Consider the following 22,268-nt stretch of genomic DNA (forward strand, 5'->3'; position numbering starts at 1 on the left):
CGGCCGCGAATGCGGGGACCACGGGGTACGCGGTCGGCGAGGCCCTGACGTCGATATCCGCCGCGATCGAGCGGGCCGGACGCGTGGGGCCGGAACCGTCCGCCTGGCGTGGGGGATGCCGCCCCTTTCCGCTCACGGTCCCGTCGCCGTTGGCGGCGGAAAGGGAACCAGGTCCGGCGGATTATCCAGTGGTGCGGTATCCGAACAGATAGAGATCCATTTCGGAATTCCCAGGCCACGGGCCATGGTGGTATCCAGGCGGATGAATTATGCTCTCGTTGCCTGTCGAGCCGTCACACGTCCACGCCTCCCGGGGTGTGCGGGGAACGCCTTCCCGGACATCCGGTCACAACGCCGTCCCCTCTTTGGTGAAGGTCTCCCCTGTATGAAAGTTCCGTGCCGAGAACGTCCCGACTCCAGGGGGCGCCTGTCCGAGGGGAGCGGACTCCGCCGCGTTCCCCGGTGGTGTGCCGTCTGATGCGGGTCCCTTTCTCCGACGTCGACATGCACGGCAACGTGCACAACTCGCGTTATGTCGTCTACGGCGAGAACGCGGTGAACGACTTCCTCGCCGAACGGGGACTGGCCGAGCGGACCCGGCCGGGAGTCGGCGACCTGATATTCCTCGTCAAGGAATTGTCGGTCGAATACCGGCGGCCGTTGAGATTCGGCGACACCGTCGCCTGTCGCGTCCGCGACGTCCGGGTCGCCGGTCCCCGGCTCACCTTCGACGTCACCGTCCTGCGGGAACCGGAAGGGGACGGCGAGCCCGCCGTCGCGGCCAAGGTCACCATCACCTGGGTGCGGGTGTCGCCGGACAGGACGGCCCTGAGGGTGCCCCCGGACGTCGCCGACTCCCTGCGCGTGGACGCCTGATGAGCGACGCGAACGCGCGGATCCGTCTTTCCGAGGTCACCGTCGAGCGTGACGGCAAGACGGTCCTCAAGGACATCGACCTGAGCCTCGACGAACACCGGATCGCGGTGATCGGGCTCAACGGTTCGGGCAAGAGCACCCTGGTACGCCTGCTCAACGCCCTGGTCCTGCCGACCCGGGGAACCGTCACCGTGGACGGCTACCCGACCGACAAGCACGCCAAGAAGGTGCGGCGCAAGGTCGGCTTCGTCTTCCAGAACCCCGAGAACCAGATCGTCATGCCGGTGGTCTCGGAGGACATCGCGTTCGGCCTGAAGAACCTGGGGCTGGGCAGGGCCGAGACCGCGGTGGCGGTCGAGAAGGCCCTCGCCGAGCTGGAACTGTCCCACCTGGCCGACCGCGAGTCCTACGCGCTCAGCGGCGGGGAGAAGCAGATGGTCGCGCTGGCCTCCGTGCTCGTCATGGAACCGGAGACGATCGTCTTCGACGAACCGTCCACGATGCTGGACCTCAGGAACAAGCGCCGGCTCCAGCAGCGGATCGACGCGCTGACCCAGCGGGCCATCGTCGTCACCCACGACCTGGACCTGATCACCGGCTACGACAGGGCCATCGTCTTGCACGAGGGCGCGCTCGTCTTCGACGGCGACCCGCCCTCGGCCATCTCCTTCTACGAGGACCTGTGCCGATGATCGGCGGCTCCACGAAGAACGGCCCCCTCGCCCGCGTCCCCGCCGGGTACAAGTTCGCCTTCCTCTTCGCGGCCGGCATCGGCGTCTACCTGCTGCGGGACACGGGAGCGCAGCTCGCCGCGCTCGCCGCCGCACTGGTGATCGCCGGATTCGCCCGGGTGGGCGCGGCACGGCTGCTGCGTGCGATGAGCGGCCTGCTCATCATCGCCGCGGTCGTCTTCGTGACCATGGCCCTGGCCATGTCGCCCTCCGAGGCGGTCACCGCGACCCTGCGCCTGCTGACCCTGTGCGTGCTGGCCTACACGGTCACCCTGACCACCGGTTTCAGCGAGACCCTGGACCTGTTCGAGCGCCTGCTGCGCCCCTTCCGCCACGTCGGACTCAACCCCGCGCAGGTCAGTCTCGCGCTGTCGATGACGCTGCGGTTCATCCCCGAGATCCGCACGAAGTACTTCGAGATCAGGGAGGCGCAGCACGCCAGGGGCCTGGGCAACAGCCCCATGGCCGTGCTCGTACCCCTGATCGTCAGGACGCTGGAGTCGGCCTCGGAGGTCGCCTCGGCGATCGACGCCCGATGCTACGACTCCGCCGAACGAGGAACAGAACGGGACGGCCCCCGGCGGGCCCTCCGTGCTCCCAACGGCTCCGACCCGATCTGAGGTTCCCATGTCCCAGCAGAGAACGGACACCACGCAGAGCACGGTCCTCACCGCGGTCTTCGCGGCGCTGATCGCCGCCCTCGGCCTCGTGCCCGCCATCGCCATCGGGATCCTTCCCGTGCCGATCACCGTGCAGACCCTCGGGGTGATGCTCGCCGGCGCGCTGCTCGGCCCGCTGCGCGGCGGGCTGGCGGCCACGGTCGTCGTGGTGCTGTCCATCGCGGGGATGCCGATCCTGGCGGGCGGCCGGGGCGGCATGGGGGTCCTGCTCGGCCCCACCGGCGGCTACCTGATCGGCTGGATCCCCGCGGCGATCGTCATCGGCCTGCTGGTGAAGTACTGGGCGATCAGGTTCGAGCGCCAGGCGGTGCGCTACCTCGCGGTCGGCGCCAGCGTGTTCACCGGTGGTGTGCTGGTGATCTACCTCTTCGGTGTTCCCTGGACCGCCGTGGTCACCGGTCTGCCCCTCGCCACCTCCGCGATCGGCTCGCTCGCCTTCCTGCCGGGCGACCTCGTCAAGGTCGTCGTGGCGACCCTGATCGCGGTGAACGTCCACCGCAGTTACCGCCGGCTCCTGGGGGCCTGAGGCGCCGTGCCGATCATCGAGGAGATCCTCGGACACGCCCGCTCTCAGCCCGGGCGGCCCGCCTTCGAGATCGACGGGGAGACGGTCGGCTTCGCCGAGCTCGCCGACAGCGCGCTGGGGTTCGCCCACCGCCTCAACGCCCTCTCCGTAGGGACGCGGGCGCTGCTGCCCGGCCGCCCGCCCCAAGGGGTGGTCGCGCTGTCCCTGCGCAACTCGACGTCCTTCGTCCGGGCCTTCGTCGGCGCCACCGCCTCCACCTGCGCGACGGCCGTACTCGACCCGTCGTGGCCGTCGCGGCGGACGGCCGCGGTACTGGCGACGCTCGGGCCGGACGTCCTCGTCACCGACTCCGCCGACGTGGCCGGCCTGGCCGAGGCCCGACGCTGCCGCGTGGTCGTGACCGCGGGCGTCGAGGCGCCGGGCACCGACCGCCTCGACGTGTGGACCTCGCGGACGGACGCGGCGTCGGCGAGCCGGGTACTGGCGGACCGCGACGACGACCAGATCCTCCTCATCGGCTTCACATCGGGGACCACCAGCGCGCCCAAGGCGTTCGCCCGCACCCGGCGCTCATGGCGGGGGAGCCTGCCGGCGAGCGCCCGGTTGCTCCGCGCCGGGCCGGGCGAGACGACACTGGCCCCTGGACCGCTCGCCCACGGGCTGAGCCTTTATGGCCTGGCCGAGTCGCTGTACTCGGGCGGCACCCTGGTCTCGGCCCGCAGGTTCCGCGCCCGCGACTGCGTCAGCGGTGTCACCGATCGGGGGGCGACCAGGTTCCTGGGGGTTCCGACCATGCTGCGCGCCCTCGCCGTGGCGGCCGACTCCCCGGGGGCGTTGGAGGGCTTGCGCACCCTGGTGAGCAGCGGCGCCAAACTCGACCGCTCCGTGATGGCGTCGCTGGCGCGCGTCGCCCCCCGCGCCCTCCTGGTCGAGTACTACGGCGCGTCGGAACTCAACTTCGTCTCCACCGCGACGACCGACCTGTCCGCCCCCCTCCCGGACCTCCACGACTCCGCCTCCTACGTCGGGGAACCGTTTCCCGGCGTCGAGGTGAGCGTCCGCTCCCCCGACGGGGCGGAGCTGGGCGAGGGAGAGCGCGGAACGGTGTTCGTGCGCAGCGACATCGTCTCCGAGGGGTATCTCGGCCCCGGCGACGGGACGGGGTTTCGGCGGGACGGCGCCTGGTGCACGGTCGGCGACCAGGGCTACCTCCGGGGCGGGGCACTGCACATCATCGGCCGCGAGGGCGAGATGCTCATCTCCGGAGGGCACAACGTCTACCCCGCCGAGGTCGAGGGCGCCCTCCGCGAGGCGCGCCCCCTGTCCGAGGTCCAGGTGCTGGGCCTGCCAGACCCCCACCTGGGCACCCGGCTGGTCGCGGTCCTGCGCCGGTCCGAGGCCGGGCACCTCGCAGAGGAGGAGCTGCGACGACACGTCGAGCGGCACCTGCCCCGGCACAAGGTGCCGAGGGAGTTCTACAGCGTCGACCAGTGGCCGTTGACCTCCAGCGGAAAGATCAGCAAGAGAACGCTCACCGAGTGGATCGAGGCCGGTAGGGATGATCGAGTCCAACGGATCCCGTGACCCCGCCACAACCCCCGTCATCGTGGCGGCCAGGAGGACCGCGATCGGCCGGGCGGGCGGCTGCTTCCGGGACGTCGGCGCCGAGTTCCTGCTCGCCGGGGTGATCGCGGCGGTTCTGCGCGACGGTGGCGTCGCCGCGGACCAGGTGGACGAGGTGGTCGCCGGCAACGCCGCGGGGCCGGGCGGAAACGTCGCCCGGGTGGCAGCGCTCACCGCCGGCCTCCCCTTCTCCGTGCCCGCGGTGACCGTCGACCGGCAGTGCGGGGCCGGGCTGGAGGCGATCAACCAGGCGTGCCGCCTGGTGCAGGCGGGGGCGGCCGAGGTGGTGCTCGCCGGCGGCGTGGAGAGCGTCAGTACGGCGCCCTGGCGGGTCCGGCGGCCATCGGGCCGGACGGGGATGCCCGTCTTCTACGACAAGGCCAGGTTCTCGCCCGACTCCGTGGGCGACCCGGGCATGGGGGAGGCCGCCGAGAACGTCGCCCGGGTCTACGGCGTCAGCCGTGAACGGCAGGACGCCTTCGCCGCCAGGAGCCACAGGCTCGCCGTCCAGGCACAAGAGGAGGGGCTCTTCGCCGACGAGATCACCACCCTCGGAGAGTTCGGCCCCCGGGTGGAGCGGGACGAGTGCCCGCGTCCGCGCTCCAGCCCGGAACGGCTCGCCCGCCTGCGTCCCGCCTTCGTGGAGGGGGGAACGGTCACGGCGGGCAACTCGTGCCCGCTCAACGACGGTGCCGCCATGGTGCTGGTCACGAGCATGGAGCGGGCCCGGGCCCTCGGCCACCGGCGCGTGCTGGCCTTCGTCGACGGCGCCGCGGCGGGGGTGGATCCGAACCTGCTCGGGGTGGGCGCGGTCGCCTCCACCCGCAGGCTGCTGGCGCGCCAGCCAGGAGTGGAACTGGACCGGGTGGACGTGGTGGAGTTCAACGAGGCGTTCGCCTCGCAGACCCTGGCCTGCCTGGACCTGCTGGGGATCGACCCCGATCGCGTCAACCGGAACGGCGGCGCGATCGCGCTCGGCCACCCCTACGGGGCGAGCGGGGCGGTCCTGGTCACCCGGGTCTACAGCCAGCTGGTGCGGCAGCGGAGCGCCGGGGAGGGGGGAACGGCCGTGGCCATGATGGCCACCGCGGGCGGGCTTGGCGTATCGACCCTCTTCACCGTCGTGGATGATGCATCATGACCTGCTGTCCGGGGCGCGCGGAGGGTCCGCGCGGGATCCGGTGAACGAGGGGATCGAGGATGCTGGCAGCGTTGGCGCGTGAACCCGGACCCCCACCGTCCGTCGTCGACGTGGTGGAGGTCGAACCCGGCGCGTTGGACGAAGGGGGCTCGGTGCGCCTGCGCATGCTGGCGTCGACCGTCAACCCCTCCGACCTCGTCACGATCTCGGGCGCCTACGCCTCGCGTACCCGCTACCCCTTCGTGCCGGGGTTCGAGGGGGTGGGAGAGGTGGTCGAGGTGGGGGAGGACGCCCCCCGGGAGCTTCTGGGCCGGCGCGTGCTGCCCCTGGGGACGGCGGGGAACTGGCAGGAGTACAAGGTGGCCCCCGCGCGCTGGTGCTTCGCGGTGCCGGACGACGTCACCACGGAGGACGCCTGCTTCGCCTACGTCAACCCGCTCTCGGCCCTGCTCATGGTCGACGAGCACGCGCACGCCGGGGTCCGCGTCGCGGCGGTGAACGGGGCCACGTCGGCGATCGGAGGGCAGCTGCGCGCCCTCTTGGACGCCCGGGGAATCGAGGTCATCGGGTTGACCAGCGGGGCCACCGGGCGCCGGGTCCCCTCTCCCGCCGACTGGTCGGCGGTGGTGTCCACCGCCGTTCCCGGCTGGGGGGAGGAGGTCAGGCGGCTGAGCGGAGGGGCCGGTGTCGACGTCGCGTTCGACTGCGTGGGCGGCGAGCACGCGGCGACGCTGCTGGGAGCGATCCGGCCGGGGGGGTCACTCGTCCACTACGGTCTGCTGTCGGGCCGGCCGATTCCGGCGGGAAGCCTCCGGGAACACCCGGGGCGGCGGATCCACCTCTTCCGGCTGCGCGACATCGTGCACGCGTCCTCCCGGGAGCAGATCCAGGCCCTGCTCGACCGTTCCTACCGGGGTATCGCCGCGGGATCACTGCGCACGGCCGTGTCGGGCGCCCGCCCCCTCCGGGAGATCCGCCGGCTGATCGCCGAGGCCCCTTCCGCCGCGGGCAAGCTCCTCGTCACCTTCCCCTGAATTCGTTCCCCCTCCGTGCCGGTCGTGGGGAGGGCGGCGGAGGGGGCCGGCCGCCCCGCGACATGGGCGGTGGCGGGGTCCCGCCTCGGGGAAAGGGCGCCCTGTGCGGTTTCGCGGGGGACGCGAAGGGACGGAGCGCGGGGCCTCGGGGCGCGCCGTCCCGCACGGCCACGACGGTCCCGGCACGGGCGGCCCGGCGGTGCCGGCCACGACCCCGGGCGGCGCGGGGCGCCCGAGAGCGGGCCGACTATGCTTCCCGCATGAGCGAGAGCCCCCTCCACGTGCACGTCTTCGGGCCCCCGACGGGCGCGCCCACCGTGATGCTGCACGGGATCCAGGGCCATGGCGGCCGGTGGCGGCGCTTCGCCGCCGAACAGCTGCCCGAGGCCCGGGTGTACGCGCCCGACCTGCGCGGTCACGGCCGGTCGACCTGGCGGCGGCCGTGGACGCTGGAGCGGCACGCCGCCGACGTCACGGCGCTGCTGGACGGGCTCCCCGCGGGACCGGTCGACCTGGTGGGCCACTCCTTCGGCGCGGCGGTGGCGCTGCACGTGGCCAACGCCGTGCCGGACCGCCTCCGCGCTCTCGTCCTGCTGGACCCCGCCATCGGCCTGCCCGCGGCCACGGCGACGCGGGAGACCGGACCGGCGCCCTCCTTCGCCGATCCCGACGAGGCGCGCGCGGTCCGCGCGGCGAGCTGGCCCGATGCCACGCCCGGTGCCGTCGACGACGAGGTCGACGACCATCTCGTCCAGGGGGACGACGGGCGTTGGCGCTGGCGGTTCGCCCCCGAGGCGGTCGCGGCAGCGCGGGCGGAGATGGTCCGTCCGCACGTCACACCGCCGGCGGGGCTGCGCACGCTCCTGGTGGTCGCGGGCCGCGCCGACCTGGTCCGGCCGGGGTTTCTCGCCGACTGCCGCGCGCGCTCGGGCGGGCACCTGGAGGAGACCGTGCTGGACTGCGGCCACATGGTCTACGTGGAACGCCCCGCCGAGCTCGGTGCGCTGCTGCGCCGCTTCCTACGGGCCGGTGGCGGGCCGTCCGAGGCCGCCGCCGGTTAGGGGTCAGGTCAGGTCCAGGGCCATCAGGACGTCGTCGACGTAGCGGCCGTCGAGGAGGAAGTGCTCTTTGAGGACGCCCTCGACCTGGTAGCCGGCGGCCGCGTACAACGCCCGGGCCCGGACGTTGGTGGACAGGACGCGCAGGGTGAGGCGGCGGGCGCCCCGTTCGACCGCGACGCTCCGGGCCGCGTCGAGGAGCCTGCGGCCGACTCCCCGCCCCTGGGCCTCGGGCGCCACGGCCAGACCCGCGACCTCCTGGACGTGCGCGGCCGAGTCGAGGCGCATCGCCGGGCGGACGCGCACGTACCCGACGACCTGGCCGTCCGCCTCGGCGACCGTGACGTCGCGCGTCTCGGCGGGGTCGGTGAAGAACTCCGCGTCGGCGGGCCAGCGCGATACCGGCGAGACCGTCCACGACCAGGTTCGGTGGTCGAGAAGGGCCAGTGCCGGGCCGTCGTCGAGGACGGCGGGGCGGATGGTGACGGGGGCGGGACCGGTGGGGGTGATCGTCTCCTCCGAGGCTGCGGGTGCTGTGGTGGCCTCGCGGAGCCTAACGCGCGATCCTCCGCCGCGGCCAGGGATTTTCCGGCCCGGAGACGCCGCTGGTCCCCGCCCGGGGGCGGGGACCAGCGGCGTTGGGCGATGTCACCACTGCTGCTGGCCGTATCCCGGGGGATACTGCTGTCCGTAACCCGGGTACTGCTGGCCGTAGCCTTGCTGGCCGTATCCGGGGTACTGCTGGCCATAACCCGGCTGGCCGTACTGGCCGGCCGGGTACTGGTAGCCGTAGTGGTCCTGCTGGTGGGCCCCGGTCGGCTGCTGGTAGGCCTGCTGCTGTCCCGAGTGCTGCTCCTGGGCCGCTTCGGGTTCCTTGGGCTGCTCGGGCTCGGGCGGCTCGGGCCGGAAGATGAACAACTGGGCGGGCTCGCCGTTCTCCCCCTGGCTGTAGGAGGTCTGCTCCAACCGCCAGCCGGCCTCCTCGATGCCTTCGAGGATGCGGGTCAGACCCGGCCGGACACTGCTGGCCGCGTCGTCATAGGTGTTGACGCGCAGTTGCACGACGAACATTCTGCGCTTCTGCTGCGCGGCGACCTTGGCGTGCTCGACGACGGTGCTGTCTCTCACGACCTGCGTGACGCTCATCTGTAACCGTACCCATCTGCCCTGTGCGGCGGCTCGTACCCGTGGAGCGCTACGCTCCCCGGCGCTCGCCGGGGAGGAACCCGCCGGGCCGTCGCCCTCCATGATGCCCTCTGTGGTCCCAGTGGACCACCGGGAAGGCGAGGACGGCTCAGGCCGTGGCCGCCGCGACGGCCTCGGCGACGGGGGTGTCCCCGCCGACCAGCTCCAGCGTCCGGCCGATCGAGGCCGGCTCGTCCAGGAGGGCCACCAGCACCGCCGCGACATCGTCCCGGGTGACGTCCCCGCGCTCCACCTTGGGCGCGAGCCGGACCCGTCCGGTTCCCGGGTCGTCGGTGAGGCGACCCGGGCGCAGGATCGTCCAGTCCAGTTCGAGGCTGCGCTCGCGCAGGTCGGCGTCTGCGGCGCGCTTGGCCTCGACATAGGCGGCCCACACCTCGTCGGTGCCCGGGGCCGGGCCGTCGTCCACGCCGATGGCCGAGACCATGAGGTAGCGGCGCACCCCCGCCAGGGAGGCGGCGTCGGCGAGCAGCCGGGCGGCGGCCCGGTCGACGGTGTCCTTGCGCGCGGCGCCGCTGCCCGGTCCGGCGCCGGCCGCGAACACCACCGCGTCGGCCCCCATCACCTTCTCGGTCAGTTCGGTGACGGTGGCCTTCTCCAGGTCGATCACCACGGGCTCGGCACCGGCCTCGCGGAGGTCGGTGGCGTGGTCGGGGTTGCGGATGAGGCCCACGGGGGTGTCACCGCGCGCGGCGAGCAGCCGCTCCAGGCGCAGTGCGATCTTCCCGTGTCCTCCGGCGATGACGATACGCATGCCAGCAGGCTATTGCCTCAACGCGGGGATCGGGATGAACGGTCCCACCTGCGTGCCACCGGTGGGAGGAAGGTCCACAGCAGCATGGTGGCGGCGAGGGTGAACACGCCGAGGCTCACACCGGCGAAGATGTCGCTGAACCAGTGGACGCCGAGCATGGGCCGGCTCAGCGCGGTGCTCAGCGCGATGCCGATCGTGATGGTCCAGGCGACGTGCCGCCAGACGCCGCGCAGCAGCGGCAGCGCGGCGAACAGCAGGATGCCCATGCCCGTGGCGGCCATCAGGGAGTGACCGGACGGAAAGGACGGGCCCACCCCGACGGTGATGGGGTCGGCGAACTCCGGCCGGGCGCGGTCCACGCCGAGCTTGGTGATCAACCCGAACAGGTTGGCCAGGAAGACCGCTGTACCGGCCCACACCGCGGTGCTGAACTCGCGTCGGACGAACAGCCACAGGGCGGTCAGCAGCGACACGATGCGCATGGCCCAGGTGCCGAACATCTCGGTCCAGATCTCCAGCGCGTGCGCGAACTGGGGATCGGGGTGGACGCGTTCGTACAGCGCCGTGGCGAGGGAGCGGTCGAGCGAGAGCAGGGGCTCCCACTGGGTGGAGACGAGCACCAGCAGCGTCAGGAAGGGGGCCAGGGCGGCCGCCGCGACCGCGGCCAGCATCGGGCGGCGGGAGGGGAGGATGCCCGCGGGGGCCGGCTCGGACCTGCGCTGGGCCCGCCGTGCGCTACGGGGCCGGGTCTCCGGGGGGTGGGGGGAGGCGTAGGCGGTCATAGTCGCAGCAGGTTACCGTTCGAAAAACCTAAGAGAAGGTTAAAGCGAACACTTGCCCTGTAGGGGATATAAGGTCACCAGCTGTTTTATTTTCAGTCGGCCGAAAAAAGTTGGCCAGGACATATCCCGGAGTAACGAAGGTCCCCCTCGGCGACCACCGAGGGGGACCCTGGACCGGACAGAGGGGCTTTAGGAGGTGGCGGTGAACCTCTCGCGCAGGACCCGCTTGAGCAGCTTTCCGCTGGCGTTGCGCGGCAGGTCAGAGACGAGATAGACGCGCTTGGGCGTTTTGAAACCCGCGAGCCGCTCACGCGCGAACCCGATGAGCTCCTCCTCACTCACGGCCCGCCCCGCCACCACGACCGCCGTGACCGCCTCGCCCCAGGTGTCGTCGGGAAGCGCGATCACCGCCACCTCGTTCACCGCGGGATGCCGGTACAAGACGTCCTCGACCTCCCGGGAGGCCACGAGCACCCCACCGGTGTTGATGACGTCCTTGATCCGGTCCACGATCGTGAAGTACCCCTCCGAGTCGCGCCGGGCCATGTCCCCGGAACGGAACCAGCCGTCGCGAAACGCCGCGGCCGTCTCCTCGGGCTTGTCCCAGTAGCCGTCGCACAACTGCGGCGACCGGTACACGATCTCGCCGGGTTCCCCCTCGGGGACGTCGCGGCCCTCCTCGTCCACGATCCGCGCCTCGACGAACAGCACCGGGCGGCCGCACGACTCCAGGCGCCCCTCCACGTGCTCCTCGGGCCGCAGGACGGTCGCCAGCGGACCGATCTCGCTCTGCCCGAAGCAGTTGTAGAAGCCGATGTCCGGCCACCGCTCCCGAATCCGGCTCAGCACCGGCACCGGCATGATCGCCGCGCCGTAGTAGGCCTTGCGCAACCCCGACAGGTCACGGTGGGCGAAACCGGAGGCGTTGGCCAGGGCGACCCACACCGTCGGAGCGGCGAAGAAGGAGGTGATCCCGTCCTCCTCGATCCGACGCAGCAGGTCCTCGGGCTCGGGCACCTCGACCAGTTCGTTGACCGCGCCGACGGCCAGCCCCGGCAGCAGGAACACGTGCATCTGGGCGGAGTGGTAGAGCGGGAGGGCGTGCAACAGCCGGTCGTCCGGATCGATGTCGAGCGCCTGGACGGCTGAGGCGTACTCGTGGACCAACGCGCGATGGGACATCATCGCCCCCTTGGGGCGCGCGGTGGTCCCCGAGGTGTACAGCAGCTGCACGAGGTCGGTGTCGTCGACCTCGACGTCCACCGTGCGCGGCAGGGCGGGGTCGCGGGCGACCTCCAGCACCGACTCCGGCGCGCCCCGCAGCGCGAGGACGTCGCGGACGGGGACCCGCGCGCGGATCTCCTCGAGTTCGCCGGCGAGGTTCGGATCGGTCAGGACCACGCTGCTGCCGGACTGGGTGAGCAGGTAGGTGAGTTCGTCGCCGGTCAGGCCCTGATTGACCGGCACGTGCACCAGCCCGGCCCGGGCACAGCCGAGGAAGGCCAGCAGGTAGGCGTCGGAGTTGTGCCCGTAGGTGGCCACCCGGTCGCCCCGGGACAGGCCGAGCCCCAGCAGCCAGGCGGCCACCCGGTCCACGCCGGCGTCCAGTTCGGCGTAGGTCCACTCGCGGTCCTGGAAACGCAACCCGACGCGGCGCGGCAGCCTCGTGGCCGTTCTCCGCACGACCCCGTCCACCGTGCTCGCCGTCGTCGCCGCTCCGCCGACACCCATGCGCCCTCCCCGTCCACCGTGGGCCACCGCGCGCTGTGACCCGCCTCACCCCGAACCTAGCCGGTGGGGGTGTCACGGGGCCAGGGACGGCCCCGGCGCGCGCCGGGGCGGGACCGGGCGCGCGCCGGAGGGGACGGCGAGGAGCTCAGCCGACCGTCCAGGTGTCGCCCCCGGCCAGCAACGAGGCCAGGTCCCCCCGTCCCTGCGTGGTCTGGGCCTCGCTGATCTGGTCGGCCATCAACCGGTCGTAGCTGGGCCGCTCGACGTCGCGGAACACGCCGATCGGCACGTGCGCGAAGGCCGGCTGGTCCAGCCGGGACAGCGCGAAGGCGTACCCGGGGTCCGCGCGGTGGGCGTCATGGCGGACCAGGCGCTCCTCGCCGACCTCCGCGATATCGGCGACGACCAGCTCGCCGTAGTCGCCGAGCACGACACCGCGGTCGGGACCGATACGGAGCGGTTCGCCGTGCTCCAGCCGCAGCAGCCGGTTGTCGCGTTCGGCCGGGTCCTTCAGCGGCTCGAAGGCGTCGTCGTTGAAGATCGGGCAGTTCTGGTAGATCTCGACGAACGACGCGCCCTCGTGGTCGGCCGCGGCGCGCAGCACCCCGGTGAGGTGCTTGCGGTCGGAGTCGATCGTGCGCGCGACGAAGCCGGCCTCCGCGCCGAGGGCGAGCGACAACGGGTTGAACGGCGAGTCGGGCGACCCCATGGGCGAGGACTTGGTGATCTTGCCGGTCTCGGAGGTGGGGGAGTACTGGCCCTTCGTCAACCCGTAGATGCGGTTGTTGAACAGCAGCACGTTGATGTTGACGTTGCGGCGCAGCGCGTGGATGAGGTGGTTGCCGCCGATCGACAGCCCGTCGCCGTCACCGGTGATCACCCACACCGACAGGTCGGGGCGGCTCGCCGCCAACCCCGTCGCGATCGCCGGCGCGCGGCCGTGGATCGAGTGCATCCCGTAGGTGCTCAGGTAGTAGGGGAAACGGGACGAGCAGCCGATCCCCGAGACGATGACGATGTTCTCCCGGGGGACGCCCAGTTCGGGCAGGAACCCCTGGAAGGCGGCGAGGATCGCGTAGTCGCCGCAGCCCGGGCACCAGCGGACCTCCTGGTCGGACTTGAAGTCCTTCATCTTGTAGGCGGTGTCGCTGCGCGGCACCAGCTTCAGCCCGCGCAACGGCCGCCCGTTCGGGGCGGTGGGGGAAACCGGGGGGTTATTCGACACGGTCGATGACCTCCTGAATCACGCCGGCCAGCTCTTCGGCCTTGAACGGCAGGCCGCGGACCTTGGTGTAGCCGATGACATCGACCAGGAACCTGCCACGCAGCAGCAGCGCGAGCTGGCCGAGGTTGATCTCGGGGACGAGGACCCGGTCGTAGCCGCGCAGGACCTCGCCCAGGTTGGCCGGGAACGGGTTGAGGTGGCGCAGGTGCGCCTGGGCGACCCGGCCCCCGGCCCGGCGGACACGGCGCACGGCCGCGCCGATCGAGCCGTAGGTGCCGCCCCAGCCCAGCACGAGCACGTCGGCGTCGCCGTCGGGGTCGTCCACTTCCAGGGGGGCGATGTCGCGTGCGATGCCGTCGATCTTCGCCTGGCGGGTCCGCACCATCAGGTCGTGGTTGGCCGGGGCGTAGGAGATGTCACCCGTGCGGTCGCTCTTCTCGATGCCGCCGACGCGGTGCTCCAGGCCGGGGGTCCCGGGTACGGCCCATGGGCGCGCCAGGGTCTCGGGATCGCGCAGGTAGGGCTGGAAGGTGCCGTCCTCGCTGTTGGGACCCGAGGCGAAGTCCACCCGGATCTCGGGAAGGGAGTCCACCTCGGGGATCCGCCAGGGTTCCGAGCCGTTGGCGAGGTAGCCGTCGGACAGCACGATGACCGGGGTGCGGTAGGTCGTCGCGATGCGGACCGCCTCGATCGCGATGTCGAAGCAGTCGCCGGGCGAGCGCGGTGCGAGCACGGGAACCGGGGACTCGCCGTTGCGGCCGTACAGCGCCATCAACAGGTCGGCCTGTTCGGTCTTGGTGGGCAACCCGGTCGAGGGGCCGCCGCGCTGGACGTCGATCACGACCAGCGGGAGCTCCGTCATGACCGCCAGGCCGATCGTCTCGGCCTTGAGGACCATGCCCGGGCCCGAGGTGGTGGTCACCCCCAGCGCGCCGCCGAACGCCGCGCCCAGCGCCGCGCCGACCCCGGAGATCTCGTCCTCGGCCTGGAAGGTGCGCACGCCGAAGCGCTTGTGCTTGGACAGTTCGTGCAGGATGTCGGAGGCCGGGGTGATGGGGTAGGAGCCGAGGAACAGGGGCAGCCCCGACAGCTCCGAGCCGGCGATCAACCCGTAGGCGATGGCGAGGTTGCCGGTGATGTTGCGGTAGGTGCCGGGGGGCAGCGCCGCGGGCTTCACCTCGTAGGAGACGGCGAAGTCCTCGGTGGTCTCGCCGAAGTTCCACCCGGCCTGGAAGGCCGCGAGGTTGGCGGCCATGATCTCGGGCCGGTGGGCGAACTTCGTCTTGAGGAAGCCGAGCGTCCCCTCGGTGGGACGGTTGTACATCCACGACAGCAGGCCGAGCGCGAACATGTTCTTGGCGCGTTCGGCGTCCTTCTTGGAGACGGCGAAGTCCTCCAGGGCCTTCACCGTCATCGAGGTCAGCGGTATGGCGCTGACCTTGTGTCCCGCGAGCGAGCCGTCCTCAAGGGGGTTGGAGGCGTAGCCGACCTTGGCGAGGTTGCGCTTGGTGAACTCGTCGGTGTTGACGATCACCAGGGCACCGCGTGGCAGGTCCTCCACGTTGGCCTTGAGCGCGGCGGGGTTCATCGCGACCAGTACGTCGGGGGCGTCGCCCGGGGTCATGATGTCGTGGTCGGCGAAGTGGAGTTGGAAGCTGGAGACCCCCGGTAGGGTTCCGGCGGGTGCGCGGATCTCTGCGGGGAAGTTCGGCAGGGTGGACAGGTCGTTGCCGAACGACGCGGTTTCCTGGGTGAAGCGATCGCCGGTCAGCTGCATGCCGTCACCGGAGTCACCGGCGAAGCGGATGATGACACGATCGATCTGTCGGACCTGCTTGGTCACTGGGATCGCCGACCTCCTCGGGAAGCCGCCGGCGCGGGCGGCGGCTCGGACGGGTCTTGGGGCCGCCGCAGCGGGGACGGACCGGGGCCGGAGCACGATGGGTCCGCGTGCGGCGGGCGTTGGTCATGGGACGGTAGGCGCGGGCGGCGCGTTGCGGCGGGCCGGGGCGGCGGCCTTCCGGTGCCCGCCCGTGCGCGGTGCTCATGGGAGGCGTCAGCGGCTACACAGCGCGCTGGCGACACGCGAGAGGTCCACGTGTCTCCTGCTGACGAGTAGGGCGCCGGGCAGGGCCTCCAGGGTGATGATGACCACTCTCGCACTATAGGTCGTCGGCTCGGGCGGGGTTCGGGCCGGGTGTCGGAAGTCACATCGCGGCCTGTGGCGGGGCTGCCCGCCGGAGGAGCGCGTGAGCTTCGCCGCGCAGGGTGGGGAACGCCGGACATGGGATCGGACGTTCGTAACAGTGGACGGGGCCAACAAGGGCCGAAGGACACAGGGAGGCCGTGAGTCGTCGTGCGCCACAACACGCTCCGCACAGCGGGTCTCCTCGTCGGGCTCTCCGCGCTGGTCATCCTGATCGGCTGGGGCGTCTGGGGCGAGCCGGGCCTGCAACTCGGCGTGACCCTCGCGATCGCCCTCAACGGGCTGGTCTTCCTCTTCGGCGACACGATGGCGCTGCGGGCCATGCGGGCCCGCCCGGTCGGTGAGATCGAGCAGCCCGAGCTGTACCGGATCGTGCGCGAGCTCGCCACCCGGGCCCGTCAGCCCATGCCGCGCCTCTATCTGTCGCCCACGGCCTCGCCCAACGCGTTCGCCACCGGCCGGGGACCCCGCCGCGGCGCCATCTGCTGTACGACGGGTCTGCTGCGCCTGTTGGACGAGCGGGAGCTGCGCGGTGTGCTGGCCCACGAACTCGCCCACATCCGGGCCCGGGACACCCTGGTGTGCTCGGTCGCCGCGACGCTGGGGACGATCATCACCTCGCTGACCGCGCTGGCGCTGCTGCTCCCCTTGGGCGACTCCGAGGACGAGGACGTGCCGAGCCTGCTCGGCGGCCTGCTGTTCCTCGTGGTCGGGCCGGCCGCCGCGATGGTGATCCGGGCCGGTGTGAGCCGTGGACGCGAGTACCGCGCCGACGAGGAGGCGGCGCGTCTCACGGGCGATCCCGACGGCCTGGCGGCGGCGCTGCGCAAGATCGAGATCGGCACGCGCATCCATCCGCTCCCGGCCGAGGGCCGGCTGCTGGCCGCCGGGCATCTGATGATCGCCCACCCGTTCCCCGAGCGGGGGGTGTTGCGCCTGTTCGCGGTGCACCCCCCGACCACCGAGCGCATCCGCAGGTTGCGGGACATGCGGGACTTCCCGCTCCTGTAGCCCCGCGGCGTGCCGGGAGGAGCCGCGCGCCGAAACGGCGGGAGGGCGGATCCCCGAGCCGGGACCCGCCCTCCCGCCGTCGTGCGAGCCTGTCAGCGGAAGTTCACGAACTGCAACGCGAGGTCGAGGTCCTTCTCCTTGAGCATCGCGATGACGCTTTGGAGGTCGTCCTTCTTCTTCGAGGTGACGCGCAACTCGTCTCCCTGGACCTGCGGCTTGACCCCCTTGGGGCCCTCGTCGCGGATGATCTTGGAGATCTTCTTCGCGTCCTCGGTGGAGATGCCCTCCTTGAGGCCGACCATCAGGCGGTACTCCTTGCCGGACGGCTTCGGTTCGCCCTCGGCGTCCAAGACCTTCAGGGAGACCTTGCGCTTGACCAGCTTCTCCTTGAAGACGTCCAGGGCCGCGGTCACCCGCTGTTCGGAGTTCGCCCTGATCTCCACGCCGTTGTCGCCCGACCACGCGATGGACGCGCCGGTCCCCTTGAAGTCGAAGCGCTGGGACAGTTCCTTGCTCGTCTGTGTCAGGGCGTTGTCGACCTCTTGCCGATCAAGCTTGGAGACGATGTCGAAACTGGATTCGGACGCCACGTGTGCTCGCACCCCCGAGATGGTTGCTGGGCCCCGCCTCTGCGCGCGGCCGACGACTGGTGCCGTTGCCCCGGGCCGCTGTCGGCGGCCGTCCGGACACGGCAGAGACAGAGCTTAGCCGGGGGGCGCCATCCCGCCCGTTCTCACACTCGGGGCGCCGGATCGGGCACGTCGGGCGCCGATTTCGTGTCCGGGCCCGATCTCCGCTATCCTCTTTCACGTCGCCGACACCGCGTCGCGACGGACCCGGCAGGTTGCCCGAGTGGCCAAAGGGAACGGTCTGTAAAACCGTCGGCTCAGCCTACGCAGGTTCGAACCCTGCACCTGCCACTTCGAGCGAGGCCCCGATCGATCCGATCGGGGCCTCGTTTTCTGTTCCCGTGCGGGAGCGGGGGCATCCGGTTTCTCGGAAAACCCCTCCCTCGTGCCGTCACTCTCGGTTACCATCGGTGTGTCACCGCGGGAAATCCCCCGGACTCCGGTAAAGCGCCGGAGGACGACGTGGGGCCTTCTGCCCGCGAGTGAGGTGTGGTCCCGTGCCGCCCTGTCCTGCGGGCGGACCGATCCCTTGTGCATGATGCCGGCCTGGGCCGGCCCGTGTCCGTCCTCCGTCGTCCCGGTCGTCCGGTGTGCCGTGCCCTCTGCCGGCCGCCGATGTCCTCGTTTCCGTGTTCCCGGATACCGTGTGCCGTCCCGCGGAGCCGGGGTTAAGGCATGTCCCTAACCCGGCGCCGCGGCGTTTCGCCATGCCCAAAGACCGCTTCGCGGCTTTCCTCCCTGGGGTCCGTGCGCTCTCGCGCCAGGGGCGGTCCGGCCGCTCCGTTGTGGGTCGGACGGGCCTCTCCCGGCCGGTGGCACGGGGTTTCACGGCCCGAGAGGGGGAGGGGTCCGCGCTCCTCACCGCCCGCGACGGTTCCAGCCTCCTGTCCGGAGAAGGCGCCGGAAAGTCGGAAAAATCAACCACTTCCATTTCGCGCCATTGTCAATTTCTTTGAACAATGGCGACCAAATGAGCGAACCGGACATAATGATTTCTCGCTTTTGGGCTTTGACAAAATCCGGCCGGTGCTCAATGATTACCGATGTCCGCCGCGATTGAGGGGCGCTGATCAACGCCCTGTCACCCAACCTCGAATCGACTCTTCAGGGGTAATTGTGTTCAAGAAGTTCTCGGTTGTCGGTCTGATCGCCGGTGCGGCTCTCGGTTCGGTTCTGATGGCCGCCCCCGCCCACGCCGAAGACGACAACGACAACGCCCAGGTGGCCGCGGTCCAGCAGTGCAACAGCTCGATCAACGTCATCGGCATCCCGATCAACGCCCTGTCCAACCAGGAGATCGGCCAGTGCGTCAACGGTCCGCAGCAGACCGTGAACGACTAATAGTCCCTGAATTCTTTTTCTTTCCCTTTTCTCTTCTGGTGCAAGGAGTACCTTCCATGCTTCGCAAGATCGCTGTTGCCGGCCTGCTCGCGGGTGCCGCCTTCGGTTTCGTCGCCGCCCCCGCCCACGCGGACGAGAGCAACAACAACGGCCAGGTTGTCGCGCTCCAGCAGTGCAACAGCTCGATCAACGTCATCGGCGTTCCGGTCAACCTGCTGTCCAACCAGCCCATCGGCCAGTGCGTCAACGGTCCGCAGCAGACCGTCAACGACTAGTACGTACGACGGAAGGGACGCGCACCATGCTGCGTAAGTTCGTCGTCGCCGGCCTGCTTGCCGGTGCCGCGCTCGGATTCGCCGCCGCGCCCGCGGCGGCCGACGGGCACACGTTCAACCAGAACGTCCAGGTGATCACGCTCCAGCAGTGCAACAGCTCGATCAACGTCGTCGGCGTTCCGGTCAACCTGCTGTCCAACCAGCCCATCGACCAGTGTGTCAACGGGCCGCAGCAGACCGTGACCGAGTCTGAGTCCGAGAAGAGCGAGTCCACCCCGGAGAAGCCCAAGGGCGGCTCCGAGACCGAGGAGCAGGCCGGTTCCGAGAAGGAGACCGACAAGCCCAGCGGTTACTGACCGCCGGTGCCCGGGTGAGGGGACGGGGCCCCGCTCCCTCACCCGCCGGTTCGGCCTCGTGCCTATCGGGGTTCCCCGTTCTCCCGCGAAGGGAGGGCGGGGAACCCCTTTTCCGTGTGCTCCCACATGGGCCGCGCGCCTGGGGGAAGGCTGAGTAGGCGCGTCGCTCCCAGGGAGACGGAAACCGCGAACCTAGGGTTACTCACAGTGAACGGAAAAGTGGCGGCGGAACGGACGAACGGGAGGAAGTCATGAGGAGAACCCAAGTGACCGCCATTGGGGCGCTGTGCTCGCTGGTGCTGCTCGGTGGCTGTGGTGGACAGGAGGCCGCGGAACAGGAGCGCGACGAGGCCGTGCCCGAGGCTGCGGAGGAACCCGCGCCGCACCAGGGACACGGCCGTTCCGGTACGGCGCGCACCCCCGAGGACGACGCAGGACAGGGCGCCGGCGAGGTCTTCGTCTACAACACCTACCAGGCCGAGGAAGGGCGGGCGGATCGCGAGCCCGCGACGCTGACCGCCTCGGAGCACACCACGTTCCAGAACCTGGAGTGGACGTCGTGGGACGGCGCCTCCGCGACCGCCGAGGGGGAGATCCTCGGCACCTGGTGCCTGCCCGAGTGCCAGGACGACCCCTACGCGGCGACGATCACCCTCGTGGAGCCCGAGGAGGTCGACGGCACCCTCTACTACACGGGGTACACCGTCGAGTCCGAGGAGCTGCCCGAGGAGATGCGGGAGAAGATGGAGGAGGCCGACGACAGCGCTCTCATGCTGCCGTCCGCCTCCTGATCCGGATTCGGATCGCGAACCGCCATCGACGCGGAAACCGCAGTTCAGCGGCCTTCGGGGAGAGGTTCCGCCGGGTCCCCGGGCCCGAATCGGGACACGGGTGCCGTGAGGAGTCCCTAGGCTGCTGAATTGTGGGTGATGACGCGGCTCAGATGACGCAGACCGGTCCGACGGACCCCGACCCGGCTGCGCTCCCACCCCGGCCAGGGGAGGGGGCGCTCGACGACGGCCGCTCCGCGCCGCGGCACGGGCGTGCCGCGCTGCTGCGACTGGCCAGATGGTTCGAGGGCGCCGACCCCGAGGCGGCCCATCGGCTCTTCACCGCGGCGTTCGCGCTGTACCCCGCCCGGCATCTGGAAGGGCAGGGGGAGGACACGGTGGCGGCCACCACGGGGTGGTGGGACGCCCCGCCCTCCGCCGGCGTCGCGGTCAGGTCCGCCCGGCGTTCCGCGCCCGGACCGGTCCACGACCACACCGAACAGCAGACGCGGTTGCGCGACGCGGCCGAGGCCGCGGCCCATTGGCGCCGCTCCGCGGCGCAGGAGGTGCGCGACCTCCTGGCCGAGCCCACCCGGGACGGCGACCGCCCGCAGTTGAGCGGGGCCGCCCTGGAGGTGCTCATGGGCCTGCTCACCGCGGCGCTCGGCACGGACGACGCCGCGTCGGGGGCCGGGACCGCCGCCGACCTCGAACTCGACATCAGGCTGCGCGTCATCCCCGCCCCGGGAGCGACGCTGACGCTGCGCGAGGCGGGGGGCGAACTCGTGCTCCGTGACCTGAGCCTGCACGCGACCCGCTACGCCGGCGGTACGGACCCATCCGTGGAACCGGACTCCCCAACGGAGTCCTCCTCGGAACTGGCGCACCCCGCGTGACGTCACCGCGGGCGAGACCCGCGAGGCGGGGGCGGGCGAGCGGAGACGGCCCGGTGTCCGGGGGAAGAGGGATCGAGGGAAGGTGGCGGCGGCCGTGGCGGCCAAGGACGACATCGCACTCATCGTGGAGCGGCAGACGGCGGCCCGGCGGCTCCTCGCCGACCCCCTGGTGACCGCTCACCGTCATCCCGAGGACTTCACGCTGGTCAGCGCCCACTCGGAGTGGCTGGTCCAGCGTTTCCAGCGGGTTCTCGGCTACCGCCTGGTCGTGGCCGCCGACCACGCCCGACTGGTCAAGAGCGGAATCCACGACGCGGTGGTGACCCCGCTGGTCCGCGACAGCGGTGCGGAGTTCACCCCCCGCTCCTACGCCTACCTCGCGCTCGCGCTCGCCGCGCTCGTCGACGCGCCGCCCGTGGTGCGACTGGCCGAACTGGCGGCGTGGGTGCGGGAGGCGGCGGTGGAGGCGGGCCTGGACCTGGACCCCGCGGACCGCGCCGCCGAACGGAGGGCGTTCACCGCGGCGTTGCGGGTCCTGTCCCGTCGGGGGGTGGTCGGCGAACGGGACGGTTCGCTCGCCGGCTACGCGGCGGACGGTGAACACGAGGTCCGGTTGGAGGTCCGCGCCGACATCGCGCGCAGGGTCGTCGCCCATCCCCCGCACGCGGTCGAGGAACCGGACGTGTTCCTGGCCGAGGCGGCGCGCGACGACGCGGCCGGCGACCCGCACAACGCCGAACTCACGATCCGCCGCCGGCTCGCCGAGACCGCGGTGCTCTACCGCGACGACCTTCCCGCCCCGCAGCGTGTCTGGCTGGCCCACCACCAGTGGCGGGCGGTGGCCGAGCTCGGTGAGCTCCTCGGCTGCGACGCCGAGATCCGGGCCGAGGGGATCGCGCTGGTGCTGCCCCGGGACGGGACGCAGGACGGCGGCTGGGCGGGACGGTCCGCCGTGTTCCCGGGGCCGGGCCCGGTCGGCCGGGCCGCGCTGCTGCTGATCGGCCGGCTCGCGGCGCTCCTGCGCCCCGAGCCCGGCTCGCGCGGACCCGTCGAGATCCCCGCCGACCTGCTCAGCGCCCAGCTCGCCGACCTCCTCGACGAGGAGGACGCCGCGCGCTACTGGCCCCGCGCCGCCGTGGGCTGCCCGCCCGATCCCGGGGACGTGGCCGCGCGGGTCCTGGCGCTGTTGGGTGACGCGCGGCTGGTGGACCGCCCCGACCCGGGTCCCTCCCAGCTCGACGGGTGGAGGCTGCTCCCCGCAGCCGCCCGTTACGCCTCCTCGCCCCGCGAGTCCGGGACCGGGGAGGCCGACCGGTGAGAGGCCGATCACACGTGGGCCGCGTCGGGCCCCGGGCGCGGACGTCACCACGGCGGATGGGACGGGACGTGCCGGTGCGCGCCCGGCGCGCACCGGGGATCC

At 71.5% G+C, this 22,268-nt stretch carries 24 protein-coding genes and 1 tRNA gene; 16 read left to right on the forward strand and 9 right to left on the reverse strand.

Annotation, left to right across the window (positions count from 1 at the left end; translation table 11 throughout):
- Nucleotides 1-477 precede the first annotated feature (477 nt).
- The 8 genes from B5D66_RS19410 (at nt 478) to B5D66_RS19445 (ending at nt 7,672) form a co-directional block, all read left to right on the forward strand.
- Complete coding sequence (locus B5D66_RS19410) at nt 478-876, forward strand: acyl-CoA thioesterase (RefSeq protein ID WP_144390211.1); 399 nt, start codon at nt 478-480, stop codon at nt 874-876.
- Nucleotides 876-1,568: an energy-coupling factor ABC transporter ATP-binding protein gene (locus B5D66_RS19415; protein ID WP_078763213.1), complete on the forward strand. Its 693-nt coding sequence runs from the start codon at nt 876-878 to the stop codon at nt 1,566-1,568. The genes B5D66_RS19410 and B5D66_RS19415 overlap by 1 nt, the downstream gene beginning before the upstream one ends.
- Complete coding sequence (locus B5D66_RS19420) at nt 1,565-2,227, forward strand: energy-coupling factor transporter transmembrane component T family protein (RefSeq protein ID WP_078763214.1); 663 nt, start codon at nt 1,565-1,567, stop codon at nt 2,225-2,227. Before B5D66_RS19415 ends, B5D66_RS19420 begins: the two co-directional genes overlap by 4 nt.
- A 7-nt stretch (nt 2,228-2,234) precedes the next feature.
- Nucleotides 2,235-2,813: a biotin transporter BioY gene (locus B5D66_RS19425; RefSeq protein ID WP_078763215.1), complete on the forward strand. Its 579-nt coding sequence runs from the start codon at nt 2,235-2,237 to the stop codon at nt 2,811-2,813.
- 6 nt (nt 2,814-2,819) lie between these two features.
- Nucleotides 2,820-4,397 (forward strand): class I adenylate-forming enzyme family protein, encoded by a 1,578-nt coding sequence (locus B5D66_RS19430; RefSeq protein ID WP_078763216.1) that lies wholly within the window; start codon nt 2,820-2,822, stop codon nt 4,395-4,397.
- Nucleotides 4,372-5,577 (forward strand): thiolase family protein, encoded by a 1,206-nt coding sequence (locus B5D66_RS19435; RefSeq protein ID WP_078763217.1) that lies wholly within the window; start codon nt 4,372-4,374, stop codon nt 5,575-5,577. Before B5D66_RS19430 ends, B5D66_RS19435 begins: the two co-directional genes overlap by 26 nt.
- Nucleotides 5,578-5,636: 59 nt before the next feature.
- Nucleotides 5,637-6,611 (forward strand): zinc-dependent alcohol dehydrogenase family protein, encoded by a 975-nt coding sequence (locus tag B5D66_RS19440; RefSeq protein WP_078763218.1) that lies wholly within the window; start codon nt 5,637-5,639, stop codon nt 6,609-6,611.
- Between the two features lie 260 nt (nt 6,612-6,871).
- Nucleotides 6,872-7,672, forward strand: coding sequence for an alpha/beta fold hydrolase (locus B5D66_RS19445; RefSeq protein ID WP_078763219.1), 801 nt, complete (start codon nt 6,872-6,874; stop codon nt 7,670-7,672).
- Nucleotides 7,673-7,675: 3 nt separating this feature from the next.
- On the opposite strand, the gene B5D66_RS19450 is transcribed toward B5D66_RS19445, so the two are convergent.
- From B5D66_RS19450 to B5D66_RS26480, 8 genes are all read right to left on the reverse strand, one after another.
- Nucleotides 7,676-8,302 carry a GNAT family N-acetyltransferase gene (locus B5D66_RS19450; RefSeq protein WP_327309034.1) on the reverse strand — a complete coding sequence of 209 codons (627 nt, stop codon included), beginning with the start codon at nt 8,300-8,302 and terminating at the stop codon, nt 7,676-7,678.
- Nucleotides 8,303-8,317: 15 nt separating this feature from the next.
- Nucleotides 8,318-8,815 (reverse strand): hypothetical protein, encoded by a 498-nt coding sequence (locus tag B5D66_RS19455; RefSeq protein WP_078763221.1) that lies wholly within the window; start codon nt 8,813-8,815, stop codon nt 8,318-8,320.
- A gap of 148 nt (nt 8,816-8,963) precedes the next feature.
- Complete coding sequence (locus B5D66_RS19460; protein ID WP_078763222.1) at nt 8,964-9,626, reverse strand: SDR family oxidoreductase; 663 nt, start codon at nt 9,624-9,626, stop codon at nt 8,964-8,966.
- Nucleotides 9,627-9,643: 17 nt separating this feature from the next.
- Complete coding sequence (locus B5D66_RS19465) at nt 9,644-10,408, reverse strand: phosphatase PAP2 family protein (protein ID WP_078763223.1); 765 nt, start codon at nt 10,406-10,408, stop codon at nt 9,644-9,646.
- Between the two features lie 189 nt (nt 10,409-10,597).
- Nucleotides 10,598-12,139 (reverse strand): fatty acyl-CoA synthetase, encoded by a 1,542-nt coding sequence (locus tag B5D66_RS19470; protein ID WP_078763224.1) that lies wholly within the window; start codon nt 12,137-12,139, stop codon nt 10,598-10,600.
- A gap of 145 nt (nt 12,140-12,284) precedes the next feature.
- Complete coding sequence (locus tag B5D66_RS19475; RefSeq protein ID WP_394330073.1) at nt 12,285-13,271, reverse strand: 2-oxoacid:ferredoxin oxidoreductase subunit beta; 987 nt, start codon at nt 13,269-13,271, stop codon at nt 12,285-12,287.
- 82 nt (nt 13,272-13,353) lie between these two features.
- Nucleotides 13,354-15,207, reverse strand: coding sequence for a 2-oxoacid:acceptor oxidoreductase subunit alpha (locus tag B5D66_RS19480; protein ID WP_078763226.1), 1,854 nt, complete (start codon nt 15,205-15,207; stop codon nt 13,354-13,356).
- 213 nt (nt 15,208-15,420) lie between these two features.
- Nucleotides 15,421-15,519 carry a putative leader peptide gene (locus tag B5D66_RS26480; protein ID WP_327308997.1) on the reverse strand — a complete coding sequence of 33 codons (99 nt, stop codon included), beginning with the start codon at nt 15,517-15,519 and terminating at the stop codon, nt 15,421-15,423.
- Nucleotides 15,520-15,720: 201 nt separating this feature from the next.
- Here B5D66_RS26480 and B5D66_RS19485 point away from each other — a divergent pair, with 201 nt between their 5' ends.
- Nucleotides 15,721-16,581 (forward strand): M48 family metalloprotease, encoded by an 861-nt coding sequence (locus tag B5D66_RS19485; RefSeq protein ID WP_078763227.1) that lies wholly within the window; start codon nt 15,721-15,723, stop codon nt 16,579-16,581.
- A 92-nt stretch (nt 16,582-16,673) separates the two neighbouring features.
- On the opposite strand, the gene B5D66_RS19490 is transcribed toward B5D66_RS19485, so the two are convergent.
- The gene (locus B5D66_RS19490) at nt 16,674-17,171 is read right to left on the reverse strand and encodes a YajQ family cyclic di-GMP-binding protein (protein WP_078763228.1); all 498 of its coding nucleotides are present in this window, start codon (nt 17,169-17,171) and stop codon (nt 16,674-16,676) included.
- Nucleotides 17,172-17,419: 248 nt separating this feature from the next.
- Between B5D66_RS19490 and B5D66_RS19495 the strand changes: the two genes are divergently transcribed.
- From B5D66_RS19495 to B5D66_RS19525, 7 genes are all read left to right on the forward strand, one after another.
- Nucleotides 17,420-17,501 (forward strand) — tRNA-Tyr (locus tag B5D66_RS19495).
- 825 nt (nt 17,502-18,326) lie between these two features.
- Nucleotides 18,327-18,551, forward strand: coding sequence for a hypothetical protein (locus B5D66_RS19500; RefSeq protein WP_078763229.1), 225 nt, complete (start codon nt 18,327-18,329; stop codon nt 18,549-18,551).
- 56 nt (nt 18,552-18,607) lie between these two features.
- The gene (locus B5D66_RS19505) at nt 18,608-18,826 is read left to right on the forward strand and encodes a hypothetical protein (RefSeq protein ID WP_078763230.1); all 219 of its coding nucleotides are present in this window, start codon (nt 18,608-18,610) and stop codon (nt 18,824-18,826) included.
- Nucleotides 18,827-18,852: 26 nt separating this feature from the next.
- Nucleotides 18,853-19,182 carry a hypothetical protein gene (locus B5D66_RS26175; protein ID WP_235001108.1) on the forward strand — a complete coding sequence of 110 codons (330 nt, stop codon included), beginning with the start codon at nt 18,853-18,855 and terminating at the stop codon, nt 19,180-19,182.
- Between the two features lie 266 nt (nt 19,183-19,448).
- Nucleotides 19,449-19,973, forward strand: coding sequence for a hypothetical protein (locus tag B5D66_RS19515; protein WP_078763231.1), 525 nt, complete (start codon nt 19,449-19,451; stop codon nt 19,971-19,973).
- A 152-nt stretch (nt 19,974-20,125) separates the two neighbouring features.
- Nucleotides 20,126-20,848, forward strand: a complete 723-nt coding sequence (locus B5D66_RS19520) for a DUF2397 family protein (RefSeq protein ID WP_078763232.1) — start codon at nt 20,126-20,128, stop codon at nt 20,846-20,848.
- Between the two features lie 94 nt (nt 20,849-20,942).
- Complete coding sequence (locus B5D66_RS19525) at nt 20,943-22,166, forward strand: TIGR02678 family protein (protein ID WP_078763316.1); 1,224 nt, start codon at nt 20,943-20,945, stop codon at nt 22,164-22,166.
- Nucleotides 22,167-22,268: the final 102 nt, after the last annotated feature.

The organism is Marinactinospora thermotolerans DSM 45154 (assembly GCF_900167435.1).
Lineage (GTDB): Bacteria > Actinomycetota > Actinomycetes > Streptosporangiales > Streptosporangiaceae > Marinactinospora > Marinactinospora thermotolerans.

Coding starts and splice junctions, on each gene's coding strand:
- B5D66_RS19445 (WP_078763219.1), top strand. CDS start 6,872: ATGAGCGAGAGCCCCCTCCACGTGCACGTCTTCGGGCCCCCGACGGGC.
- B5D66_RS19410 (WP_144390211.1), top strand. CDS start 478: ATGCGGGTCCCTTTCTCCGACGTCGACATGCACGGCAACGTGCACAAC.
- B5D66_RS19505 (WP_078763230.1), top strand. CDS start 18,608: ATGCTTCGCAAGATCGCTGTTGCCGGCCTGCTCGCGGGTGCCGCCTTC.
- B5D66_RS19415 (WP_078763213.1), top strand. CDS start 876: ATGAGCGACGCGAACGCGCGGATCCGTCTTTCCGAGGTCACCGTCGAG.
- B5D66_RS19460 (WP_078763222.1), bottom strand. CDS start 9,626: ATGCGTATCGTCATCGCCGGAGGACACGGGAAGATCGCACTGCGCCTG.
- B5D66_RS26175 (WP_235001108.1), top strand. CDS start 18,853: ATGCTGCGTAAGTTCGTCGTCGCCGGCCTGCTTGCCGGTGCCGCGCTC.
- B5D66_RS19420 (WP_078763214.1), top strand. CDS start 1,565: ATGATCGGCGGCTCCACGAAGAACGGCCCCCTCGCCCGCGTCCCCGCC.
- B5D66_RS19470 (WP_078763224.1), bottom strand. CDS start 12,139: ATGGGTGTCGGCGGAGCGGCGACGACGGCGAGCACGGTGGACGGGGTC.
- B5D66_RS19440 (WP_078763218.1), top strand. CDS start 5,637: ATGCTGGCAGCGTTGGCGCGTGAACCCGGACCCCCACCGTCCGTCGTC.
- B5D66_RS19435 (WP_078763217.1), top strand. CDS start 4,372: ATGATCGAGTCCAACGGATCCCGTGACCCCGCCACAACCCCCGTCATC.
- B5D66_RS19520 (WP_078763232.1), top strand. CDS start 20,126: ATGACGCAGACCGGTCCGACGGACCCCGACCCGGCTGCGCTCCCACCC.
- B5D66_RS19475 (WP_394330073.1), bottom strand. CDS start 13,271: ATGAAGGACTTCAAGTCCGACCAGGAGGTCCGCTGGTGCCCGGGCTGC.
- B5D66_RS19465 (WP_078763223.1), bottom strand. CDS start 10,408: ATGACCGCCTACGCCTCCCCCCACCCCCCGGAGACCCGGCCCCGTAGC.
- B5D66_RS19455 (WP_078763221.1), bottom strand. CDS start 8,815: ATGAGCGTCACGCAGGTCGTGAGAGACAGCACCGTCGTCGAGCACGCC.
- B5D66_RS19425 (WP_078763215.1), top strand. CDS start 2,235: ATGTCCCAGCAGAGAACGGACACCACGCAGAGCACGGTCCTCACCGCG.